We start from the raw sequence: 18139 nt of genomic DNA, 5'->3' as shown, positions 1-18139 counted from the left end.
AGGTGGGCTTCGAGAAACCTGACGACCAGGTCGCACGAATGCCTGCCAGGTGGCACCATTCGCAATCCGGGAAAGTCGGTGATCTGCACGGGGAGTGTGTCTGGCGTTCCCGCTGCCACCACAACGACATCGACTCGTTCGAAGCGTGTGTGATGCCGTATCCCTGCCAGGACCGCGGCTGTAGTCCAGCTGGCAGGGTCCGCGCGAAGGAATACTACGACCTTTCCTGGTCCGCGATGCAGTGAGAGGATCTCATCGACGGATGTGATGAGTGCGCGCCCCTCGGACGCGTCGACCAGGAAGACCGTGTTCTCCGGTGCGCCGGAGGAGAACGTACGTTTCATCGATTTGAGGCGATCCCGATCCTCGTCGATCACGAGCGCCAAATGATTGCCGACGTTGAGATGATCTGTCACCAGCACCTCACCGTGCAATAGCGAATTCGACACTACTTCCCTCCTATCTTGCTTCCATCACGAGTCATTCGACTCGATCCGACTGTCCTATTCGTGATGCTTGTGAGTGTCCGAACGGAGCGAATGGCGGCATTCATCGCGTGTGGTGATCGGAGTCAGTAGGCGCGGGGAAGCTTCAGCGCCTGCGCGGAGATGTAGTTGAGGACCATCTCCTGTGAGAACGGTGCGTTGCGGAGCAGCCGCGCCTCCCGCCACAGCCGCTCCACGTGGTATTCCTTCGCGTAGGCGTAGCCACCGTGCGTGGACATGGCCCGGTCGCAGGCATCGAAGCCGGCCTCGGCGCCCAGATATTTGGTCGCGGCGGCCTCCTTGCCGCAGTCCTGGTGGTTGTCGTAGAGCTCGGCGGCGTGCATCGCCATCAGTCGAGCCGATTCCAGCCGGATCCAGGAATCCGCTAGTGGGTGGGCGATCGCCTGGTTCTGGCCGATGGGCCGGCCGAAGACCACGCGCTCTGTGGCGTATTTCGTCGCCAGCTCCAGTGCTGCCTGACCGATACCGACGCCTTCCAGCCCCACCACGATGCGCTCGGAGTTCAGCCCGTCGATCAGGTAGCTGAAGCCCCTACCTGCCTCACCGACGACTTCGTCGTCGCGGACCTCGAGGTTCTCGATGAAGAGTTCGTTGGAGTCGATCGCCGACCGGCCCAGTTTCTCGATCTCGCGGATCGTGATCCGGTCGCGGTCGAGGTCGGTGAAGAAGAGCGTCATCCCGTCCAGCGGTCTTTCCTCGTTGCGGGCAGACGTGCGCGCCAGCAGCAGGATCTTGTGGGCGTTCTGTGCGTTGGTGATCCAGACCTTCTGGCCGTTGACCACCCAGCCGCCGGCGACTTTCTCGGCCTTGGTTGTGATGCGCGAGGTGTCTACACCGGCGGTGGGCTCGGTGACGCCGAACGCCATGAGAATCTCGCCCCGGGCGAGCTTGGGCAGGAACTCCCGCTTCATCTCCTCCGAGCCGTGGCGGATGATCGGTGCGGGTGGGAACAGGTAGAAGTGGACCGCCGAGGCGCCACTCGCGCCGGCACCCGATGCGGCGATCTCCTGCATCATCACGCCGCACTCGGCGAGGCCCAACCCGAGGCCGCCGTACTCCTCGGGGATGAGCGCGCCGAGCCATCCGCCATCAGCAAACGCCCTGAGGAACTCCCACGGGTACTGGGCCAGTTTGTCTTTCGCTCGCCAATAGTCGTAGTCGAACTTGTGAGCCAGCTCTCGGGTTGCCTTGCTGACGACGTCGACGTTGCTCTCGTCGGGATCGCTCACCAGTGCGCTCCTGACGTGTTGAGCAGAGATCGCGGTACCTCGGTGTTGCGGGCGCGCAGCCACTCGCCGAGTGCCTTGGCTTGGGAGTCGAGCCGAAGTGTCGAGGTCGCACCGCTGCCGAGCATCCCCCGGACGAGGAAGTTGACCGCACCGAGTTTGGGCAGTTCATAACGCGAGATCACCAATTCGCGTGTTTCGGGGAGAAGGCGTCGGAGTTCGTCGACGGTGAGGGTCGACTGGAGCCACTGCCATGCTTCCCGGTCGCGTACCCAGACGCCGAGATTCGCGTCGCCGCCCTTGTCGCCGGAGCGGGCATGCACGATCTCACCCAGTGAGGCGATGACGAGTTGTTCGTCACTCCACGGCTCTTGCACCGACAGCGCGGGGAAGAGCTCGACCGGCGGGGGTGCCTCGAGACCCCCGTCGTGTGGAGTGCCGGGGGCGATGATCTCGGTGGTGCCGTCATGGTGGTGGACCATGTGGTCGAGCATTCGCTGGTCGAGCAGCGCGGGCCAGTAGACACCGAACGCGGACCCCGGTTGTGGAGGGCCGAGGGTGTACAACCCGGGGTAGCTGGACAGGGCCAGCTCGACCATCCGCGACGAAAAGGCGCGCCCGGCGGCCTCCTTGGTCCCCTGCACTGCGATCTGGAGCAGCGCGGTGCCCGCATTCTGACTGTCGGGATCGTGCCGAGCCTGACCGATCCGGGTGATCGCGACCGCGTCGAGCCCGTCCGCGGCCTCGATCTCGCGGCGAACGAATCGCTCGACGAGGGCCGCCTTCGCGTCGAGGTCGGTGCCGGTGAGCGCGAGGATCATGCTGTTCTCCCAGCCCCCCACCCCGGTGATCGCGACCTTGGTCGTCGCCGGTGGCGCCGAGCCCCGCACGCCGCGGATCCGGACGCGGTCGTCGCCGAGGCCGGTGAGCTCGGCGGTGTCCAAGTGGGCGATCACGTCGGGATTGAGGTAGGCGGGTTCGCCGATCTCGTACAGCAGTTGGGCTGTGACGGTGTCGCGGGTGACGGCGCCGCCGGTGCCCGGGTTCTTGGTGATCACCGAGGAGCCGTCGGCGTCGATTTCGGCGATCGGGAATCCCGGTTGCACGAGGTCGGCAATGGTGCGAAATCCGGAAAAGTTGCCGCCGGTCGCCTGGGGCCCGCATTCGATGACGTGTCCGGCCGCGACGGCGCCTGCGAGCGCGTCGGAGTCGTCAGGGGCCCAGTTCCACCACCAGGCGGCGGGACCGACGACCAACGCGGCGTCGGCGACGCGGCCGGTGATGACGATGTCGGCGCCGCGGGCCAGGGCGCGGGCGATACCGAATCCGCCGAGATACGCGTTGGCCGTCAGTGGGCGGTGCGGCCAAGACAACAGCGGCTCGCCGGTGGTCAGGTGTGGCAGCGAATGGCCGGCCTGCTGCAACATGCCGAGGCTGCCGAATACGTCGTCGCCTCCGATGTGCGAGACCTGCAGATCGTAACCGCGGCCGGCGATCAGGGCTCGGGTTGCGTCGGCCAGCCCGGCGGGGTTGAGTCCGCCGGCGTTGACGACGAGCCGGATCCCGTTCGCGACGAGGTGATCCAGTGCTGCGTCCACGTGTTGCAGGAAGGTGGTCGCATAGCCCTTGGTGCTGTCCTTGGCGCGCGACTTGCCGAGGATCAGCATCGTGACCTCGGCGAGGTAGTCACCGGTGAGAACGTCGATGCCGCCGGCTCGGGCCATGTCGGCCATCGCCGACGCACGGTCACCGTAGAAGCCGGAGCCATTCCCCACGCGGATCGGACGTTTCCCTCGTCCCGCTGCTGATGTCATGTCGTCGCTCCCGTTGTCTTGTTGACCCACGCCGTCCCCTCGAAGCCCACCTCACCGGAGGAGTGCTGCTCGATGAGCTCGAGGGTCAACCTGTCATCTTCGGCCGCCGTCACCCGGGCGGTGTAGGTCAGGTCCGCCGGTGCATAGACGGGCCTGCGCAGGCGGTAGGCGACCCTCGCGACATGCCATTTCGGGCCGAGGCCCTCCGTGACGCACCGCAAGGCGAGCGCCGCCCGGAGGTGGGAATGCAACACGACACCGTCATGGCCCTCCTCGCGTGCATAGGACTCGTCGAAGTGGATGCGATGAGGGTTCCAGGTGACCGCGCTGTAGCGGAACAACTGAAAGGGCGTACCCGTGTGCTCGAGCGGTGGCAGCCTGTCTCCGGCCTGGAAGCTGATGGACATTTAGGACTCCTGGAGGGGGTTGCGCAGCACGACGGTGCGCCGGTTCCGGTTGAGGACGGCACCCTCGGCAGACATGAAGGTGTTGATGGTGGTGACGAACACGCAGCTGCCCGCCCGGGTCTGTTTTGGGGTGACCGCCTCGAGGGTGGTCTCGAGCACCACCTCCGTGCCCGCGACCACGGGGTTGACCAACTCCATTTCTTCACCGGCGCCCATCACACGCAGCCCGAGGTCGCCGTCTCCGAGGGGCATGTCCCCGTCGTGCGGGGTTCCGTCGGGCTGGAGCCGGGCCTCGGGGGTGCCGAGACCCCACTCCACGATCGCGGCGAGCATGTTCGGTGGGGCCACGACATCGGCGTACCCGGCCGAGCGTGCGTGCGCCGGATCGTAGTGCTTCGGATCGGTTGCGCCGATGGTCATCGCGTAGCGGCCGATGGTCACCGCGTCGAGCGTGCCGAGGCTGCGCCGTGCGAGAACCTCTCCTGTCCGGGGTTGTGTCTGGGCGTAGTACTCCGCCAGAGGAGTGCCGGATTCAAGCAGTGGGGACATGCTGGGGCTCCTCACCGGACACTTCCGCCAAGATCTCCTCTGTCGACTGACCCAGCAGCGGGGCGGCGCGCAGTGGTCCCACCGGCGAGTCACTGAGTCTGAGCGGACATCCCGGTACCGGCACCCGACCCCTCGCCGGGTGCTCGACGTACCGGATCATGCCGCGCTCGATCAGGTGCTCGTCCGTGTCGATCTCCCGGATCGACTTGACCGGCGCACACGGCACACCGGCGGCCTGTAGGTCCCGCACCAGTTCGGCGCGTGTGCGGGTCTTGGTGCACGCCGACATCTCTTCGTCGACCGCGTCGATGTTTGCGGCCCTGTCGCTCTCCTTGGAGAATCTGGGGTCGTCGACCAGCTCGGGCCGGCCCAGTGCGGTCGCGACACCGCGCCAGTGCCGTTCGGAGATGCAGATGATTGCCAGCCATCCGTCGCTGGCCTCGTAGATGTTGTACGGCGCGAGCGCCATGCCCGAATGCCGATTTCCGGTGCGCTCGGGCAGTTTTCGGTCGGGATTGTTGTGCAGGCCGCCGAGGCTGGAGGCAAGCATGGGATAGATGGTGTCGTGCATCGACACCTCGACGAGCTGCCCCCGCCCCGTGCGTTCACGTTGGAACAGGGCCGCGCTGATCGCCCCGAACAGGTGGATGCCGCCGGAGAAGTCCACGAATGCGGCGCCCGCCTTGGTCGGTGGGCCGTCGGGCATTCCGGTGGCCGCGGCGCTGCCGGACATCGCCTGGACGGTGATGTCCATGGCCGACATGTGTGCGTACGGGCCCGTCGACCCGTAGCCCTTGCCGCGGGCCACGATCAGACGCGGATTATGCTCGAGGAGTTGTTCCGGGCCGAGCTGGAGCCGCTCGATGGTGCCCGGCGCGAAGTTTTCGATGAGTACGTCGGCGGTCTCGGCCAGGTCGAGCAGCGCGTGGCGACCGGCGTCGGTCTTCAGGTCGAGGACCACACTGACCTTGTTGGAGTTGAGCATCACGAACTCGTGGGACTCGACCGGTTGGTGTGAGCGGAAGCGCAATTGCTCGCCGCCGGGTGGCTCGATCTTGATGACCTCGGCGCCCAGCTGCGCGAGAAGAAGTCCGCAGTACGGACCGTTGTAGATTTGGCCCAATTCGAGGACCCGGATGTCGTCAAACGCGGACATGATTGCTTGCCTCTCCGATCAGGAGTTGTTGACCGCGGCATCGCCGCAGTGGTCGTCTCGTCGCTGCGCGCGTCTTCACCGGAGCAGCACCTCCCTGTTTCCTTTTGGCGCCCAACAACTCTGGTGCGCAGAAGTTTCGGTGATTTTGACGATGAAATGTGCCTCGCGGTCCTACTCGACACTGCATACAGGCCAGACATCTGGCGGCGAGCAGCACCCGCACGGCCATGTCCGAGGCCACCAGCCCGGTCAGTTCGACAATTGTTCCTCGACGGGAACCCACGGTGGATCGCGCGCACATCAGGTCGGGCCGAGCCGCTGAGCCCCCGGGCGCCGGCTGCAGCCAGGACGGTAAGCGCAGCCGACGCTGCGACATGTCGTCCGACAAGATCGTGGAGCTGCTCACCTGCACGACAGCGTCTTTCGGCCTTCTTGAACTGCCGTCGCGGGTGGCCCGGGTGGCTCCGCCCGGCGCGGGTGTGATGCCGCGCGCGGGCGGCAACCGTGGAGGTAGGGAGATGTCAGGATTTGATGACGCCGGCGGAGCCGCCGTGGATGTAGCCGACCGGTCCGGTGCCCTGAGCCACCGCCACCGTCTCGGTCACGTGCTGAATGGAGGTCGCGTCATTGATCGAATGCAGCGTGCCGTCCTGGTTGAATCCGATTTGCGCGCCTTCCATCCACAGCAGCACGACGGTGTCCTCGGTGTTGTCCTCGGGGCAGTAGAACGTGTGGACCGAGCCGCCGGGCTCGTAGAGGTAGGAGCCGGCGACCTGAGGCTGATCCGGGTACTCGGCGTACTTCCAGCAGCCTGAGAACGTCCACACCTCGGCTGTACCGGTGTGGTAGTGGACGGGCAAGAGGCAACCGGGCGCCATGGTGGCCATGAGCACCACCTGCCCCTTCTCGGGATCCAGGCGCAGCGGCTGAATGTGGATCCCCGGGCCCATAGCGTGCTCGAGCAGCGGGATCTCATCGATATTCACGGTCAGAAGGTCATCCTGCGGCAGAGCGACCAACGGCAGCGGGACACCGGTCTTGGTGCGGATCATCCCTGGAGAGACTGGTGCGGTCATGGTTTGACCCCTTCGTACGTACGGATTTACGGATGTAGAACCGGATTTCCGGATCCGATTTGAGAGTACTGTGACGCGCGCCTCGCCGCAAGGTGCGGAGCTCATCTGTTTGAGGCGTTTGCTAGGGTCACCGGCATGCCTGCTCGCCCGCATCGCACAGTCGACCGCGTGATCGAGATCCTCGAGACCGTGTCTTTGAGCCCGCGCGGCGTGACGTTGGCCGAGCTGACAACCGCCCTGGACGCGGCGAAGAGCTCCGTGCAGGAGCTGACCAACGGACTACTCGCCCGCGGCTATCTTCTCGAGGAGGAGCGCCGGTTCCACCTCGGACCGGGACCGTTCGTCCTCGCCGCACGCGCGAACAAGCTGGCCGCACTCTCACTCGATCACCAATTCGTCGCCGAGCTGGGCGAGGTCCTCGGATGCACCGTCCTCGTCGCAGTACGCGTCGGGGACGCCATCGTCTTCACCGACCTCGCGGGTGAAGAATCACCCAGCCTCACCTTCGTCGCCCGCACCCACGCACGGCGCCCGTTGTACACGACCGCCGCCGGAAAAACCGTGCTCGCCAACGTCCCCGACGACGAGATGTACCGCCTCCTCGACCTCGCCGCCCCCGAGCAGGCAGGCGAAGTCCGACAATTCCTCACCGAGCTCCCCGAGATCCGCTCCCGCCGACTCGCCTTCAACCGCGGAGTCACGCTCGCAGACGCATACGCCGTGGCCACGCCTCTGCTGGCACCCGACGGCAGTCTGATCGCGGCGATCAGCGCGGCCGTCGACGCGTCGGCGGCGGAGGGTCTCGACGATATCGGCGAAAAGCTCAAGAAGGCCATCGCCAGCCTCGGCCCGCGATACGGGCTCAAACTGGGCTGAAAGCCTGAACACCAGGCGCGCGCCAGGCGAGATTCCGAGCGGCTATGTGGCGGTTGCGCCTCAGGGTTGATCGTCAGCGTCGGGTAAGGGGCGTCGGCAGATTTCGTGGGCTTCGTCGGCCGAGACGCCGAACATGCGCAACAGGTCCTCGGTGACTTGGTCGGTGTCCTCCGCGTCGTCACGTTCGGGGTGCTCGTGCAGCAGTTGACCCAGACAGAGTGCGGCCCCCGCTGTGATCGTCAGGGCCAGTTCGGGATCGCGCACGCTGAACCTGCCCGCACGGGCGGCTGCCTCGATGTCGCGGCGAGCTCTCGACGCCAGGCCCTTGTCCGAGCTGACCAGACTCGGCCCGTCGCGGAGCAGAACTTTGCTCAGTTCTGGATTTCTGCGATGCAGGCGTCCGGTCAGACGGAAGCTCTGCGCAAATATCTGGGCAGGGTCGTCCAGATCGGCGGTCAGTTCGTCGAGTATCGCGCCGTGGCGGTCGAGGGCCTCCTCCACGGCCGCGTGAAAGAGCTCCTCTTTGGTCTGAAAGTGGTTGTAGAACGACCCCATTCCGACATCAGCGGCCTGGGTGATCTCGAGAATCGGGGCGGTCAGCTTCCCGGCCGCCATGAAGGACTGGGCTGCGCGCACGAGTGCGGCGCGGGTCCGCGCTTTGCGCCGTTCCAGACGGTTCGGTGCATCGGTGATCTGCTCGGTCATGCCTGCGTGCCCTTCTCCTGATCCGTCCGATCTTGCCCCACCCTACCCGCGCGTCATCAATATTGACGAATTCCTCAAAATTGGCAGCAACTCCAGTCCGCAAGCAGCAGCCACACACGGACCAGCTAATGGCCGAGGATCTTGATGCCGACCACAAGTACGCCCACACCGACCAAACCTGCGATAGTGAACAGCTGTTGCCACCAACGTAATTGGGCCATTCTCACGGCAAACAGAGCTATGACCCCGAGTTCGACGACGAGGATCCACATCGCGATCCACATCGCCGTGGATAGGCTCAACAGCCCGACGGCGGCGGCGACCAATATCAGCAGAGGCAAGACCGCGGCCTCCACAATCTGGCCGGAGGCCTGCAGCATCCGCAGCGCTGCCCGTCCGCGCGGAGCACTGTGGTGCGCGCCGAGGTGCGCTACCCAGTCGGCCAGCAGGCTCGCCGCCCAGAGCCCGCCGGTGGCCACCGCGACATCGAGGACCCGAGACCATGGGCTCGTCTCGGGAGCCGTATAGCGGACGAGGACGGCGAGCGTCGCCAAACACGTCATCGCGCCGTACACACGCTCCCGCAGGAGCGCGACGACCTGCTCCACGGGAATCTCTTCTTTATTCGCCTCACTGGCAGCACTCACGCCGGTCACCACACGAATCGGTTCGAATCTGCCTTGTCCGAGCAACCGCTGCATCAAACCCATTCCAGCCATCAGCATCCCGCCGACGACGCGTCGTGGCGGCCGAGGGCTTCCTCCACGGCCACGTGGAAGAGCTCCTCCTCAGCCTGAAAGTGGTTGTAGAACGACCCCATTCCGACTTCAGCGGCCTGGGCGACCCCGAGCATCGAGGCGATCAGCTTCTCAGCCGCCACGAATGATTGGGCTGCGCGTACGAGTGCGGCGCGGGTACGCGACTCGCGCCGGTCAAGGCAGTTCGGTGCATCGGTGATTCGCTCGGTCATGTCTGCGTGCCCATCCCCTATCTCGTCTGAGCTGGCCCGACACTACCGCATGTCATCAATATTGACGAATTCCTCAAAACTTCTTGACTGACGATATCCTCTTGAGTGACGATATCCTCACAAATTGAAGGGAGTGGTCAATGACTGCCCACCATGACCCGCATACCGGTCTGCACAGTGAGCAGGGCGCGCTGGCGGGCGAGCACCGGGGTCGGGCCGCCGAGCCGATCATCAAAGTGCATGACCTCGCGTGGCTGGAGTTCGAAAAACCCGACCTCGATCGGGCGGAGGCGTTCGCCCATGCCTTCGGTTTTGCGACAGCGCTTCGCACCGCACACGAACTGCAGTTGCGCGGGACAGACCCCGGTTCGCCCTGCGTGCTCATCCGCCGGGGTCCACGGTCGCGGTTCGTCGGTCCCGCCTTCCGGGCGGCCGACGCGACCGACGTGCTGCGACTGGCGGACGCGGTCGGGGGTGCGGTCGTCCCCCTGCCCGAGAGTCTGGGCGGGATCACTGTCGATCTCATGGATCCCAGCGCTCTGGGAGTGCGCGTCGTGTCCGACACGTTCGAGTTGCCCGCGCTGTCCGACCAGGCTCCGCTTCCACTGAATTTCGGACACGACGGCGGCCGGGTGAACGCTCCCCAGCGGCCGCCCCGCGCGCCGGCCACCGTGCAACGGCTCGGGCACGTCGTGCTCCAGACGACGACGTATCTCGAAACACTCAACTGGTACCTCGAGCACCTCGGACTGATCGTCAGCGACTTCCTCTACTACCCCGGACAACGGGCCCAGGGCCCGATCATGAGCTTCATCCGCTGTGACCGGGGCGCCACGCCCACCGACCATCACACGCTCGCAATGGTTCTCGGCCCGGCCAACCGCTATGTGCATTCGGCATATCAGGTCGCCGACCTCGACTGCCTCGCCGCAGGTGGCGAATACCTGCTCGACCGGGGCTACCGCCGGTCCTGGGGCATCGGCCGACACATCCAGGGCAGCCAGATCTTCGACTACTGGCGCGACCCTGACGGATTCATGGTCGAGCACTTCAGCGACGGCGATCTCTTCGACGACACCCTCGATGCGGGCTGGGCACCGATGACCGCGTCCGGACTGTCCCAGTGGGGGCCGCCCGCCACCAAAGACTTCCTCGGATTGAACCCCGGTCGGGAATCACTCCAGGAACTGCGCGCCATTGTCAATGCGCTGCGCGCCGACAACGAATTCGACCTCCACCGCCTCCGCGGCCTTCTGAAAGTTGCCAGCTCATGACCATCTCCGTCCTCCGCACCGCCGATGCCTGGTGGGTCGACACACCCACGGGTGCCGCACGGGTAGACACCGAGGCCACCACCACCGCCCAACTGCTGGCCGACCGACCGGCCGTCGAGGCCGCGGCGTCCAGCAAGGGCGCCGCGCCCGTCGAGACCCTCTCGTTGCTCTCTCCGGTCACCGCCCCGTGCCGGGTGGTCGCACAGATGACGAACTTCGCCTCGCACGTCGAGGATGCCGGGATGAACCCCGACACCATTCCGTTGACCTTCTTCCGAAAGGCATCCGGTTCGATCAGCGGCCCCAACGACGACGTGATCCGTCCTGCCCATGTCCGGCTACTGGACTACGAGGTGGAGATCGGGCTCGTCCTCGCCCGCGACATCCCGGTCGGGACGGCGATCACCGCAGACAATCTCGCCGATTACGTTGCCGGGCTGGTCGTCACCAACGACATCTCCGCGCGCGACATCCAGCTTCCGAAAACGCAGTTCTACGAGAGCAAGTCATACCCGACGTTCACCCCGGTCGGCCCCGCGCTGGTACTGCTGGACGGCGACGAGCTGAAGCGATTCACCGACCTGCGCCTGCGGCTCTGGGTCAACGGTGAGCCGCGCCAGAACATGACCGTTGCCGACATGATCTACCAGCCGACCGAGACTCTGCAGGCACTGACCCGGTTTCAACGCCTGGATGCCGGGGACTTGCTGCTGACCGGAACACCGGTCGGGACGGCGCTGAGCGCCCCACCGAAGCCGATCGCAATCCTCTCCTCCCTGCTGCCGCCGGCAGTCAAATGGAAGCTCTTCTTCAAGGGGCAGGCCAAGAATTCGAACTACCTGCAGGACGGCGACCTCATCGAAGCCACCGTCGCCACCGACGACGGGACCATCGACTTGGGGCGCCAGCGCACGGTGGTGAGGTACGCGCGATGACCACCGACCTGCTGTGGCCGTGTTATGCGGTTCCCACGGATCTGGCGACGATCGAGGCCGTGCCGCTGCGCGATCGGGGGCTTCCGGAGTCCACCTATGCGTTGCTCACCCGAGCGGCCCGCATGTGGCCGGATCGCCTCGCGCTCACCGTCCTACCGGACGGTGCACGGTGGCGGGAGCCGTTGCAGCGCAGTTTCTCCGAACTACTCGACGATGTTCATCGTTACGCGAACCTGCTCCATCGTGTGGGCGTGCGGCGCCGGGACGCGGTCGCCGTGATGGCGCCCAACTGCGCCGAGTTGATCCCCGCGACTCTCGCCGCACAGCTTGCCGGCATCGCTGCTCCCATCAACGCCGCGCAGTCGCAGCAGCACATCGCTGAATTGCTGCGCCGCTCAGGTGCCCGGGTACTCGTCGCGGCCGGACCGGAACTTGCGCCCGAGACATGGGAGGCCGCGCACCAGATCGCCCTGAGCGGGAAGGTGGACGCCGTGCTGGTCTTGCGGCCCACCGGTGCCGCCGGCGCTCCTGCGGACCTGCCCGAGGTCGACGGAGTGCGGATCGGCTACCTCAGTGTTCTGTCGGCCGATATCGATTCCTCCGGCTTCGTCGGTGATCCCCCCGGCGGGTTCGACATGGCCGCACTGTTTCACACCGGTGGTACCACCGGTGTTCCGAAGCTGGCCGCCCACACCCACGACAACGAGGTCGCCGATGCCTGGATGCTGGCCGCGAACTCGTCGTGGGACTCGGACGCCGTCGTTTTCGCCGCCCTGCCGCTGTTCCATGTCAATGCCTTGATGGTCACGCTGCTGGCGCCGCTGTTCAAGGGTCAGGGTGTGGTGTGGGCCGGCCCGCTCGGCTATCGCGACCCGGCACTGTCCAGCGAATTCTGGAAGATCGTCGAGCACTACCGCATCGCGTCGATGAGCGCGGTGCCCACCGTCTACGCGGCCTTCGCGCAGCGCCCGGTCGATGCCGACGTCAGTAGTCTGCGCTTCGCCATGGTGGGAGCGTCGCCTCTAGCGACCGCGGTTGCCACGAAGTTCCAGGACCACACGGGTGTGCCCCTGCTCCAAGGCTACGGACTGACGGAGGCAACCTGCGCGAGTGCACGCAGCTTTCCCGACGCACCACGACCTGGATCGGTCGGGCTACGGATGCCCTATCAGCAGGTCAAGGTGGTACGCGTCCGCGAAGACGGCACCTGGGACGACCTGCCCACCGGAGCCACCGGAGTGCTGGCGATCAGCGGTCCGACGGTGTTCGCCGGCTATGTTTCCGGCCACGACGAACACGGGCCCGTTCTCGACGGCATGGGCAAACTGGTCGACGGCTGGCTCGACACCGGCGACCTGGCGCGCATCGACAGCGACGGTTTCATCTACCTGGTCGGACGCGCGAAGGACATCATCATCCGGGGCGGGCACAACATCGATCCAGCGGTCATCGAAGACGCTCTTCTAGCCCATCCACAGGTCACCGCGGTCAGCGCGGTGGGACGCCCCGATGCCCACGCCGGCGAAGTGCCCGTTGCCTACGTCACCGTCGTCGCAGACGCCGGTGTCACCGCGCACGAGCTGCAAGCCTGGGCGGGCGAGCGCGTTCCCGAACGGGCCGCGGCACCCAAGGCGGTCACCATCCTCCCGGCGTTGCCCGTCACAGCGGTAGGCAAGCTCTACAAACTCGCTTTGCGCGCCGACGCGACACGGCGCGAGCTCGAGCATGCCCTCGCCACCCTCGCAGGCATCGGCAGCATCCAGGCGTCCGTCGAGGACGGTTCGATCCTTGCCACCGTCGAGATCGACGGAACTGCCGGCGAACCGGCGGTCAAGGCGATCTTGAACCGATATGCGATCAATTGGAAGGTCACGGTGCTCACATGACCACCGCATCACAAGCTCTGGCACTCTGCCTCGCAGTCTTCTACCTCCTGCTCGGCGTCGGCAAAATAGCGGCAACCTCGCCGATGCGGGAACGGGCAGCCCACGTCGGTATGCCCGTCAGCACGTATCGGGGCATCGGTGCGCTCGAAGTCGCCGGTGCCGTCGGTCTCCTGATCGGCGGTCTCGTGCCGGCGCTCGGCGCCGCAGCCGCCATCGGGTTGCTACTCCTGATGGTAGGTGCCGTCGTCGCACACGTACGGAACGGTGACGGACTGCGTGAGATGGCGCCCGCCATCGTCGTCGGCGTAGCGATCGTGGCCTACCTCGTAGTCCTGTTCGGATCGATCCGATGAGCGAACGGGTCGTCCCAGTCGTCATCGTCGGTGCCGGACCCACCGGACTGACCGCCGCCACGCTGCTGGCTCAGTACGGTGTCGAGTGCCTGCTACTCGAGCGCTGGGAGGGCGTCTATGCGCAGCCGCGGGCGGTCCACCTCGACGGTGAGATCCACCGGATCGTCGCGCACCTCGGAATCGCCGAGGAGTTCGCGGCGATCTCCCGGCCTTGCCTCGGGTTGCGGCTTGTCGACCGGAACATGCGCGTTCTCACCGAGTTCCACCGAGACCCCGGTCCGGGCGTCCACGGCTACCCCGAGGCCAACATGTTCGACCAGCCGCAGTTCGAGGAGATCCTGCGCGCCAACCTGACACGGCACCCGAAGGCCTCCCTCCGCGGCAACGTCGAGGTCACCGGGCTGGCCGACGACACCGGCAGCGTTCGCGTCGACTTCACCGACCGAAACACCGGTGTGCAGGAATCGGTCCAGGCCAGATACGTCCTCGGCTGCGACGGCGCAAACAGCCTGGTCAGAAACCAGATTCAGGCCACGATGCGGGACCTGAAGTTCGACCAACGATGGCTGGTTGTCGACGTCGCGACCACCGCCGACCTCGGCGCGTGGGAGGGCGCCCACCAGGTGTGCGACCCGGTGCGCGCGGCAACATACATGCGCATCGGACACACTCGCTACCGCTGGGAGTTCCGGCTCGAACCCGGCGAGACCGCCGACGACTATCGCGACGTGGCTCGACTACGACCCCTCATCTCGCCCTGGACACGGAACACACCGGTCGACGAATTGACACTTGTCCGCGTGGCCGAGTACACGTTCCGAGCCCAAATCGCGGACCGATGGCGCGACCGGCGCGTGTTCCTACTCGGCGACGCCGCCCATCTCACACCGCCGTTCATCGGACAGGGGATGGGGGCCGGGATCCGCGACGCGATGAACCTCGCCTGGAAACTTGCCGGCGTCCTCACCGGAACTCTGCCCGATAGCGCACTCGACACCTACGAGATCGAACGCAAGCCCCACGCGCTCGCACTGATCCGGCGCGCCAAGCTGGTCGGAATGGCCATGACCGAAGGCGGCGAACTCGGTAACCTCATCCGTCGCATCGTCGTACCACTGCTGCACCGTATCCCGGGCCTCGGCGACAAGATCATGGACGGCGAAACCCCGGCCCTTCACCGCTCCACACTGATAGAACGACCTCGACTACGCAGAAGCCGAGCGGGCCGCCTGATCCCGAATCCGGACCTCGACCAGGGCCGCCGATTCGCCGAGGTCGTCGGCGGCCGGTTCGCGGTCGTCACCTCCCTCTCCCCGACCCCGACGCAACGCACCGACATCGAACAACGCGGTGGCACAGTCCTGCTGGCTCGACCCGGCACCGATCTGCACCGCTGGCTACGCCGCGGCCGCGCCCGCGCCGCCATCATCCGGCCCGACGGCACCGTCCTCAGTAGCGGCAACGACCTGTCCGCCCTCGCCGCCGCCCTCCCCCGCTTCCAGACCAACCGCACGCCAACCTTCCTCGCCCAGTGACCCACCCCTGACGAAGCCTCCACTGCTCACGCATGCCGATGCTGCGAGCCACCGGCCCGATGTGTGACCCTCGCATTCCGACCGGGCCCGCAGCGATACGACCGTCCGCGCTGTCCTGCAGGACGGTGCGGTCGGTCGTCGCCGCAGGCCCGGAAGCGCGGCATGTGGCTCGTCCAGCGCACTTTCGACATCGAAAGATGCTGTGCACCAGTCGAAGTGATTCGCATCATAAAATACCCGCCCGTAACCTACGGAGGCGTAACTTACGATACCGTAGGTTCATGGCGATATCAGACATCAAGGAATACGCGCACCTCACGGATGCCGACGTCGAGGCCATCGGCCGCGACCTGGATGCGATCCGACGAGACATCGAGGAATCCCGCGGTGCACGCGACGCCCGGTACCTCCGCAACACCATCCGGCTGCAACGGGGCCTGGAACTCGGCGGCCGGGCGGTGCTCTTCGGCTCCCGCAAGCGCTCGCTGTGGGTCCTGGGCACCGGGATGCTCTCGTTGTCGAAGATCATCGAGAACATGGAGCTCGGGCACAACGTGATGCACGGGCAATGGGACTGGATGAACGATCCCGAGGTGCACTCCGTGAACTGGGAATGGGACAACGCCGATCCGTCGGCGCACTGGAAGCTCACCCACAACTACGCCCACCACAAATACACCAACGTCCTCGGCATGGACGACGATGTGGGCTTCGGCCTACTCCGCGTCACCCGTGACCAGCGCTGGAAGCCGTTCTACCTCGGCAACCTCGCCTACAACGCGATTCTCGCGGCGCTGTTCCAATACGGCCTCGCCATCCAATTGCTCGAGCTGGGCAAAGTAACCCGAGGCCGGGACGAGCGTGAACTCACCAAGACGCGCGGCAAGGAAGTGCTCGCCAAGCTCGGCAGGCAGACCCTCAAGGACTATGTCGTGTACCCGGCACTGACAGGCAAGGCATGGAAGTCCACTGCAAAGGCGAACGCGACCGCTAACCTCGTCCGCAACCTGTGGACCAACGCCGTAATCTTTTGCGGCCACTTCCCGGACGGCGCCGAGAAGTTCACCAAGACCGACGTCGACACCGAGACGCACGCCCAGTGGTACCTGCGGCAGATGCTCGGTTCCGCAAACATCTCGGGCGGCCCCGTCATCGACTTCATGACCGGCAACCTGAGCTACCAGATCGAGCACCATATCTTCCCGGACCTGCCCTCCAACCGCTACCACGAGATCTCGATCCGCGTGAAGCAGCTATGTGACAAGTACGACCTGCCGTACACGACCGGCCCGCTCGCGGTGCAGTACTGGAAGTCGTGGCGGACCATCGCGAAACTCTCTCTCCCCGACAAATACCTCTCCGACACCCGCGACGCCGCACCCGAAACCGCGTCCGAAGCCGGGTTCGGCGGTCCCCCCGCCACCGATCCACTCACCGGCCGCCGCATCGGCCTGGCGACGACGATCAAGAAGACGCGCAAACGCGGTCCCGTCCGCCGAATCCTCGGAATGCGCTGACCGGCAACTATTCCGGGCTGCTACGGAGAACGCGGTCGGCTAATCGTCACGGAGCATGTCGATTAGCCGAACCGTTCTGCTGCTTGCGGGGGCAGCGGTGAGAATGGTCCGGTGCGGTCGCCCACATGCACGGCTACCAGCCCGGCGAGATCGTCCCGACCACCGCATTATTGTTGTCCCCCAAGCATCCCCAGGACCACGCACGTGGCGCGGTTTCTGGAACGGATGATCAGCGCCTCCGGTACATTCGCAGCCCAGGAAGGCTTGCCGCACTCGCCGAACCCTACAGTTCGCGCCGATCACCGATGTCGACCCCTCCGCCTTCCCACAGGAGGGAGATGCGGACCTGTTCAACGGGTCGACCAACGCCCGCGTCTCGCTGGTCCGAGACGGACACATCGGAACCTTGACCGTCGATGTTCAGGCCTGGGACCGCCCCGTCCTGCCGTGCGTGGCAGGAGCGCTGGATCGACGCGACACCCGCCCGGACGGCACGGTGCTCGACTTACTGGACACCTGGTACGAGATCAACGGTGTCCGCACGCTCGAACGCACCGTCGTCGCGTACTTTCCCGACGGCACCCGGATCGTGGCCACGGCCAATGACGCCGACAACACCGACCCAAGGACGGGCAGCCGGCACAGCGGACAGATCCCGTTGACCCTCGACGAGTTGACCGCGATCGCGACAACCCCGTCCCTGGCGGTGACGGCACCCGTCATCCCGGCCGTGCCGCTGATGCGATCCTGTGGGGCCTACACCGATTGGAACGGCCCGGAGCTGACCCGGGACAAGGTGACCCGGCTCGACCGGGCACTCGAAGCCCGGTGGGCGAGCATGCCGGGGAATGCTGACCTCACCCTGGATCGGCCGATCAGATCACTCCGGTTGACCGACTTCGGCAAGGACACCGTCTGTGAGGTGGTCACCGTGACATCGGCTGCCGGGGAAGGGCGCCTCGAGATCGTCGTCGTCAGTGGTCAACCCGCATCCTCACGACAGGACGAGTACCTGAACGAGATCGACCCGAATCGTGTCACGACGGTGTCAGCAGACGGGTCCACCGTCACCCGCGGGTTCTACCCCGCTCACGGCAGCGCCTACTTCTCGCTAACTCTCCCCTCCACCCAACAGATCCTCATCAGCACCACCCCTATGAAGGGTTCCACCGTGCCGATCACGTTGGAACAGATCGAGTGCATCGCCACCGCACCCGAATTCGACCTGAACTGATCACCGTCGGAACGGGATTCGCACGCACGGTGGCAGCCAATGCGACTGGCTGACTACGACCGTCGGTTTTGTTCCCTGACGCGCCGGAAGACGGATGTCGGCGGGACAAGCCGGCTGGAG

At 65.7% G+C, this 18139-nt stretch carries 16 protein-coding genes and 1 pseudogene; 8 read left to right on the top strand and 9 right to left on the bottom strand.

Going from position 1 to position 18139, the window contains the following annotated elements; all coding sequences use genetic code 11:
• Positions 1-571: 571 nt before the first annotated feature.
• The 6 genes from JVH1_RS34200 to JVH1_RS34175 form a co-directional block, all read right to left on the bottom strand.
• On the bottom strand, positions 572-1735 hold the full coding sequence (locus JVH1_RS34200; protein WP_009473377.1) for an acyl-CoA dehydrogenase family protein: 1164 nt from the start codon (positions 1733-1735) through the stop codon (positions 572-574).
• Positions 1732-3546 (bottom strand): acyclic terpene utilization AtuA family protein, encoded by a 1815-nt coding sequence (locus JVH1_RS34195; RefSeq protein ID WP_043777900.1) that lies wholly within the window; start codon positions 3544-3546, stop codon positions 1732-1734. The genes JVH1_RS34200 and JVH1_RS34195 overlap by 4 nt, the downstream gene beginning before the upstream one ends.
• Positions 3543-3953 (bottom strand): MaoC/PaaZ C-terminal domain-containing protein, encoded by a 411-nt coding sequence (locus JVH1_RS34190; RefSeq protein WP_009473379.1) that lies wholly within the window; start codon positions 3951-3953, stop codon positions 3543-3545. Before JVH1_RS34190 ends, JVH1_RS34195 begins: the two co-directional genes overlap by 4 nt.
• Positions 3954-4502, bottom strand: coding sequence for a MaoC family dehydratase N-terminal domain-containing protein (locus tag JVH1_RS34185; RefSeq protein ID WP_009473380.1), 549 nt, complete (start codon positions 4500-4502; stop codon positions 3954-3956). It lies immediately after the preceding gene.
• Positions 4486-5658 carry a CaiB/BaiF CoA-transferase family protein gene (locus tag JVH1_RS34180; protein ID WP_009473381.1) on the bottom strand — a complete coding sequence of 391 codons (1173 nt, stop codon included), beginning with the start codon at positions 5656-5658 and terminating at the stop codon, positions 4486-4488. Before JVH1_RS34180 ends, JVH1_RS34185 begins: the two co-directional genes overlap by 17 nt.
• Before the next feature lie 521 nt (positions 5659-6179).
• Entirely contained in the window at positions 6180-6734 is a 555-nt protein-coding gene (locus JVH1_RS34175) for a 2,4'-dihydroxyacetophenone dioxygenase family protein (RefSeq protein WP_011594009.1), read from the bottom strand.
• A 135-nt stretch (positions 6735-6869) separates the two neighbouring features.
• Between JVH1_RS34175 and JVH1_RS34170 the strand changes: the two genes are divergently transcribed.
• Positions 6870-7610 carry an IclR family transcriptional regulator gene (locus JVH1_RS34170; protein ID WP_009473383.1) on the top strand — a complete coding sequence of 247 codons (741 nt, stop codon included), beginning with the start codon at positions 6870-6872 and terminating at the stop codon, positions 7608-7610.
• A gap of 60 nt (positions 7611-7670) precedes the next feature.
• Here JVH1_RS34170 and JVH1_RS34165 read toward each other — a convergent pair whose 3' ends face one another.
• The 3 genes and pseudogenes from JVH1_RS34165 to JVH1_RS34155 form a co-directional block, all read right to left on the bottom strand.
• Entirely contained in the window at positions 7671-8315 is a 645-nt protein-coding gene (locus JVH1_RS34165) for a TetR/AcrR family transcriptional regulator (RefSeq protein ID WP_009473384.1), read from the bottom strand.
• Between the two features lie 125 nt (positions 8316-8440).
• A complete protein-coding gene (locus tag JVH1_RS34160) occupies positions 8441-9025 on the bottom strand; it encodes a hypothetical protein (protein WP_043777921.1) in 585 nt (194 codons plus the stop codon).
• A 26-nt stretch (positions 9026-9051) separates the two neighbouring features.
• A pseudogene (locus JVH1_RS34155) lies at positions 9052-9285 on the bottom strand (TetR family transcriptional regulator); the annotation flags it as partial.
• Positions 9286-9425: 140 nt separating this feature from the next.
• Here JVH1_RS34155 and JVH1_RS34150 point away from each other — a divergent pair.
• From JVH1_RS34150 to JVH1_RS34120, 7 genes are all read left to right on the top strand, one after another.
• The gene (locus tag JVH1_RS34150; RefSeq protein ID WP_009473387.1) at positions 9426-10559 is read left to right on the top strand and encodes a VOC family protein; all 1134 of its coding nucleotides are present in this window, start codon (positions 9426-9428) and stop codon (positions 10557-10559) included.
• On the top strand, positions 10556-11494 hold the full coding sequence (locus tag JVH1_RS34145) for a fumarylacetoacetate hydrolase family protein (protein ID WP_009473388.1): 939 nt from the start codon (positions 10556-10558) through the stop codon (positions 11492-11494). The genes JVH1_RS34150 and JVH1_RS34145 overlap by 4 nt, the downstream gene beginning before the upstream one ends.
• Positions 11491-13380 carry an acyl-CoA synthetase gene (locus tag JVH1_RS34140; protein ID WP_009473389.1) on the top strand — a complete coding sequence of 630 codons (1890 nt, stop codon included), beginning with the start codon at positions 11491-11493 and terminating at the stop codon, positions 13378-13380. Before JVH1_RS34145 ends, JVH1_RS34140 begins: the two co-directional genes overlap by 4 nt.
• Complete coding sequence (locus tag JVH1_RS34135; RefSeq protein ID WP_009473390.1) at positions 13377-13733, top strand: DoxX family protein; 357 nt, start codon at positions 13377-13379, stop codon at positions 13731-13733. The genes JVH1_RS34140 and JVH1_RS34135 overlap by 4 nt, the downstream gene beginning before the upstream one ends.
• Positions 13730-15268, top strand: a complete 1539-nt coding sequence (locus JVH1_RS34130; RefSeq protein ID WP_009473391.1) for a bifunctional 3-(3-hydroxy-phenyl)propionate/3-hydroxycinnamic acid hydroxylase — start codon at positions 13730-13732, stop codon at positions 15266-15268. The genes JVH1_RS34135 and JVH1_RS34130 overlap by 4 nt, the downstream gene beginning before the upstream one ends.
• A gap of 281 nt (positions 15269-15549) precedes the next feature.
• Positions 15550-16785 carry a fatty acid desaturase gene (locus JVH1_RS34125; protein ID WP_009473392.1) on the top strand — a complete coding sequence of 412 codons (1236 nt, stop codon included), beginning with the start codon at positions 15550-15552 and terminating at the stop codon, positions 16783-16785.
• Between the two features lie 406 nt (positions 16786-17191).
• Entirely contained in the window at positions 17192-18019 is an 828-nt protein-coding gene (locus tag JVH1_RS34120; RefSeq protein WP_009473393.1) for a hypothetical protein, read from the top strand.
• The last annotated feature ends 120 nt before the right edge of the window (positions 18020-18139 follow it).

Source organism: Rhodococcus sp. JVH1, from assembly GCF_000280725.2.
Taxonomy (GTDB): domain Bacteria; phylum Actinomycetota; class Actinomycetes; order Mycobacteriales; family Mycobacteriaceae; genus Rhodococcus_F; species Rhodococcus_F jostii_A.
The sequence above is the reverse complement of the archived record's forward strand: the minus strand, read 5'-3'. Positions and strand labels throughout refer to the sequence as shown.

Bases quoted from the DNA above. Each gene is read 5' to 3' on its own strand.
- JVH1_RS34145 (WP_009473388.1), top strand. From the start codon at position 10,556: ATGACCATCTCCGTCCTCCGCACCGCCGATGCCTGGTGGGTCGACACA.
- JVH1_RS34130 (WP_009473391.1), top strand. From the start codon at position 13,730: ATGAGCGAACGGGTCGTCCCAGTCGTCATCGTCGGTGCCGGACCCACC.
- JVH1_RS34140 (WP_009473389.1), top strand. From the start codon at position 11,491: ATGACCACCGACCTGCTGTGGCCGTGTTATGCGGTTCCCACGGATCTG.
- JVH1_RS34180 (WP_009473381.1), bottom strand. From the start codon at position 5,658: ATGTCCGCGTTTGACGACATCCGGGTCCTCGAATTGGGCCAAATCTAC.
- JVH1_RS34170 (WP_009473383.1), top strand. From the start codon at position 6,870: ATGCCTGCTCGCCCGCATCGCACAGTCGACCGCGTGATCGAGATCCTC.
- JVH1_RS34160 (WP_043777921.1), bottom strand. From the start codon at position 9,025: ATGGGTTTGATGCAGCGGTTGCTCGGACAAGGCAGATTCGAACCGATT.
- JVH1_RS34185 (WP_009473380.1), bottom strand. From the start codon at position 4,502: ATGTCCCCACTGCTTGAATCCGGCACTCCTCTGGCGGAGTACTACGCC.
- JVH1_RS34135 (WP_009473390.1), top strand. From the start codon at position 13,377: ATGACCACCGCATCACAAGCTCTGGCACTCTGCCTCGCAGTCTTCTAC.
- JVH1_RS34195 (WP_043777900.1), bottom strand. From the start codon at position 3,546: ATGACATCAGCAGCGGGACGAGGGAAACGTCCGATCCGCGTGGGGAAT.
- JVH1_RS34175 (WP_011594009.1), bottom strand. From the start codon at position 6,734: ATGACCGCACCAGTCTCTCCAGGGATGATCCGCACCAAGACCGGTGTC.
- JVH1_RS34190 (WP_009473379.1), bottom strand. From the start codon at position 3,953: ATGTCCATCAGCTTCCAGGCCGGAGACAGGCTGCCACCGCTCGAGCAC.
- JVH1_RS34150 (WP_009473387.1), top strand. From the start codon at position 9,426: ATGACTGCCCACCATGACCCGCATACCGGTCTGCACAGTGAGCAGGGC.
- JVH1_RS34125 (WP_009473392.1), top strand. From the start codon at position 15,550: ATGGCGATATCAGACATCAAGGAATACGCGCACCTCACGGATGCCGAC.
- JVH1_RS34165 (WP_009473384.1), bottom strand. From the start codon at position 8,315: ATGACCGAGCAGATCACCGATGCACCGAACCGTCTGGAACGGCGCAAA.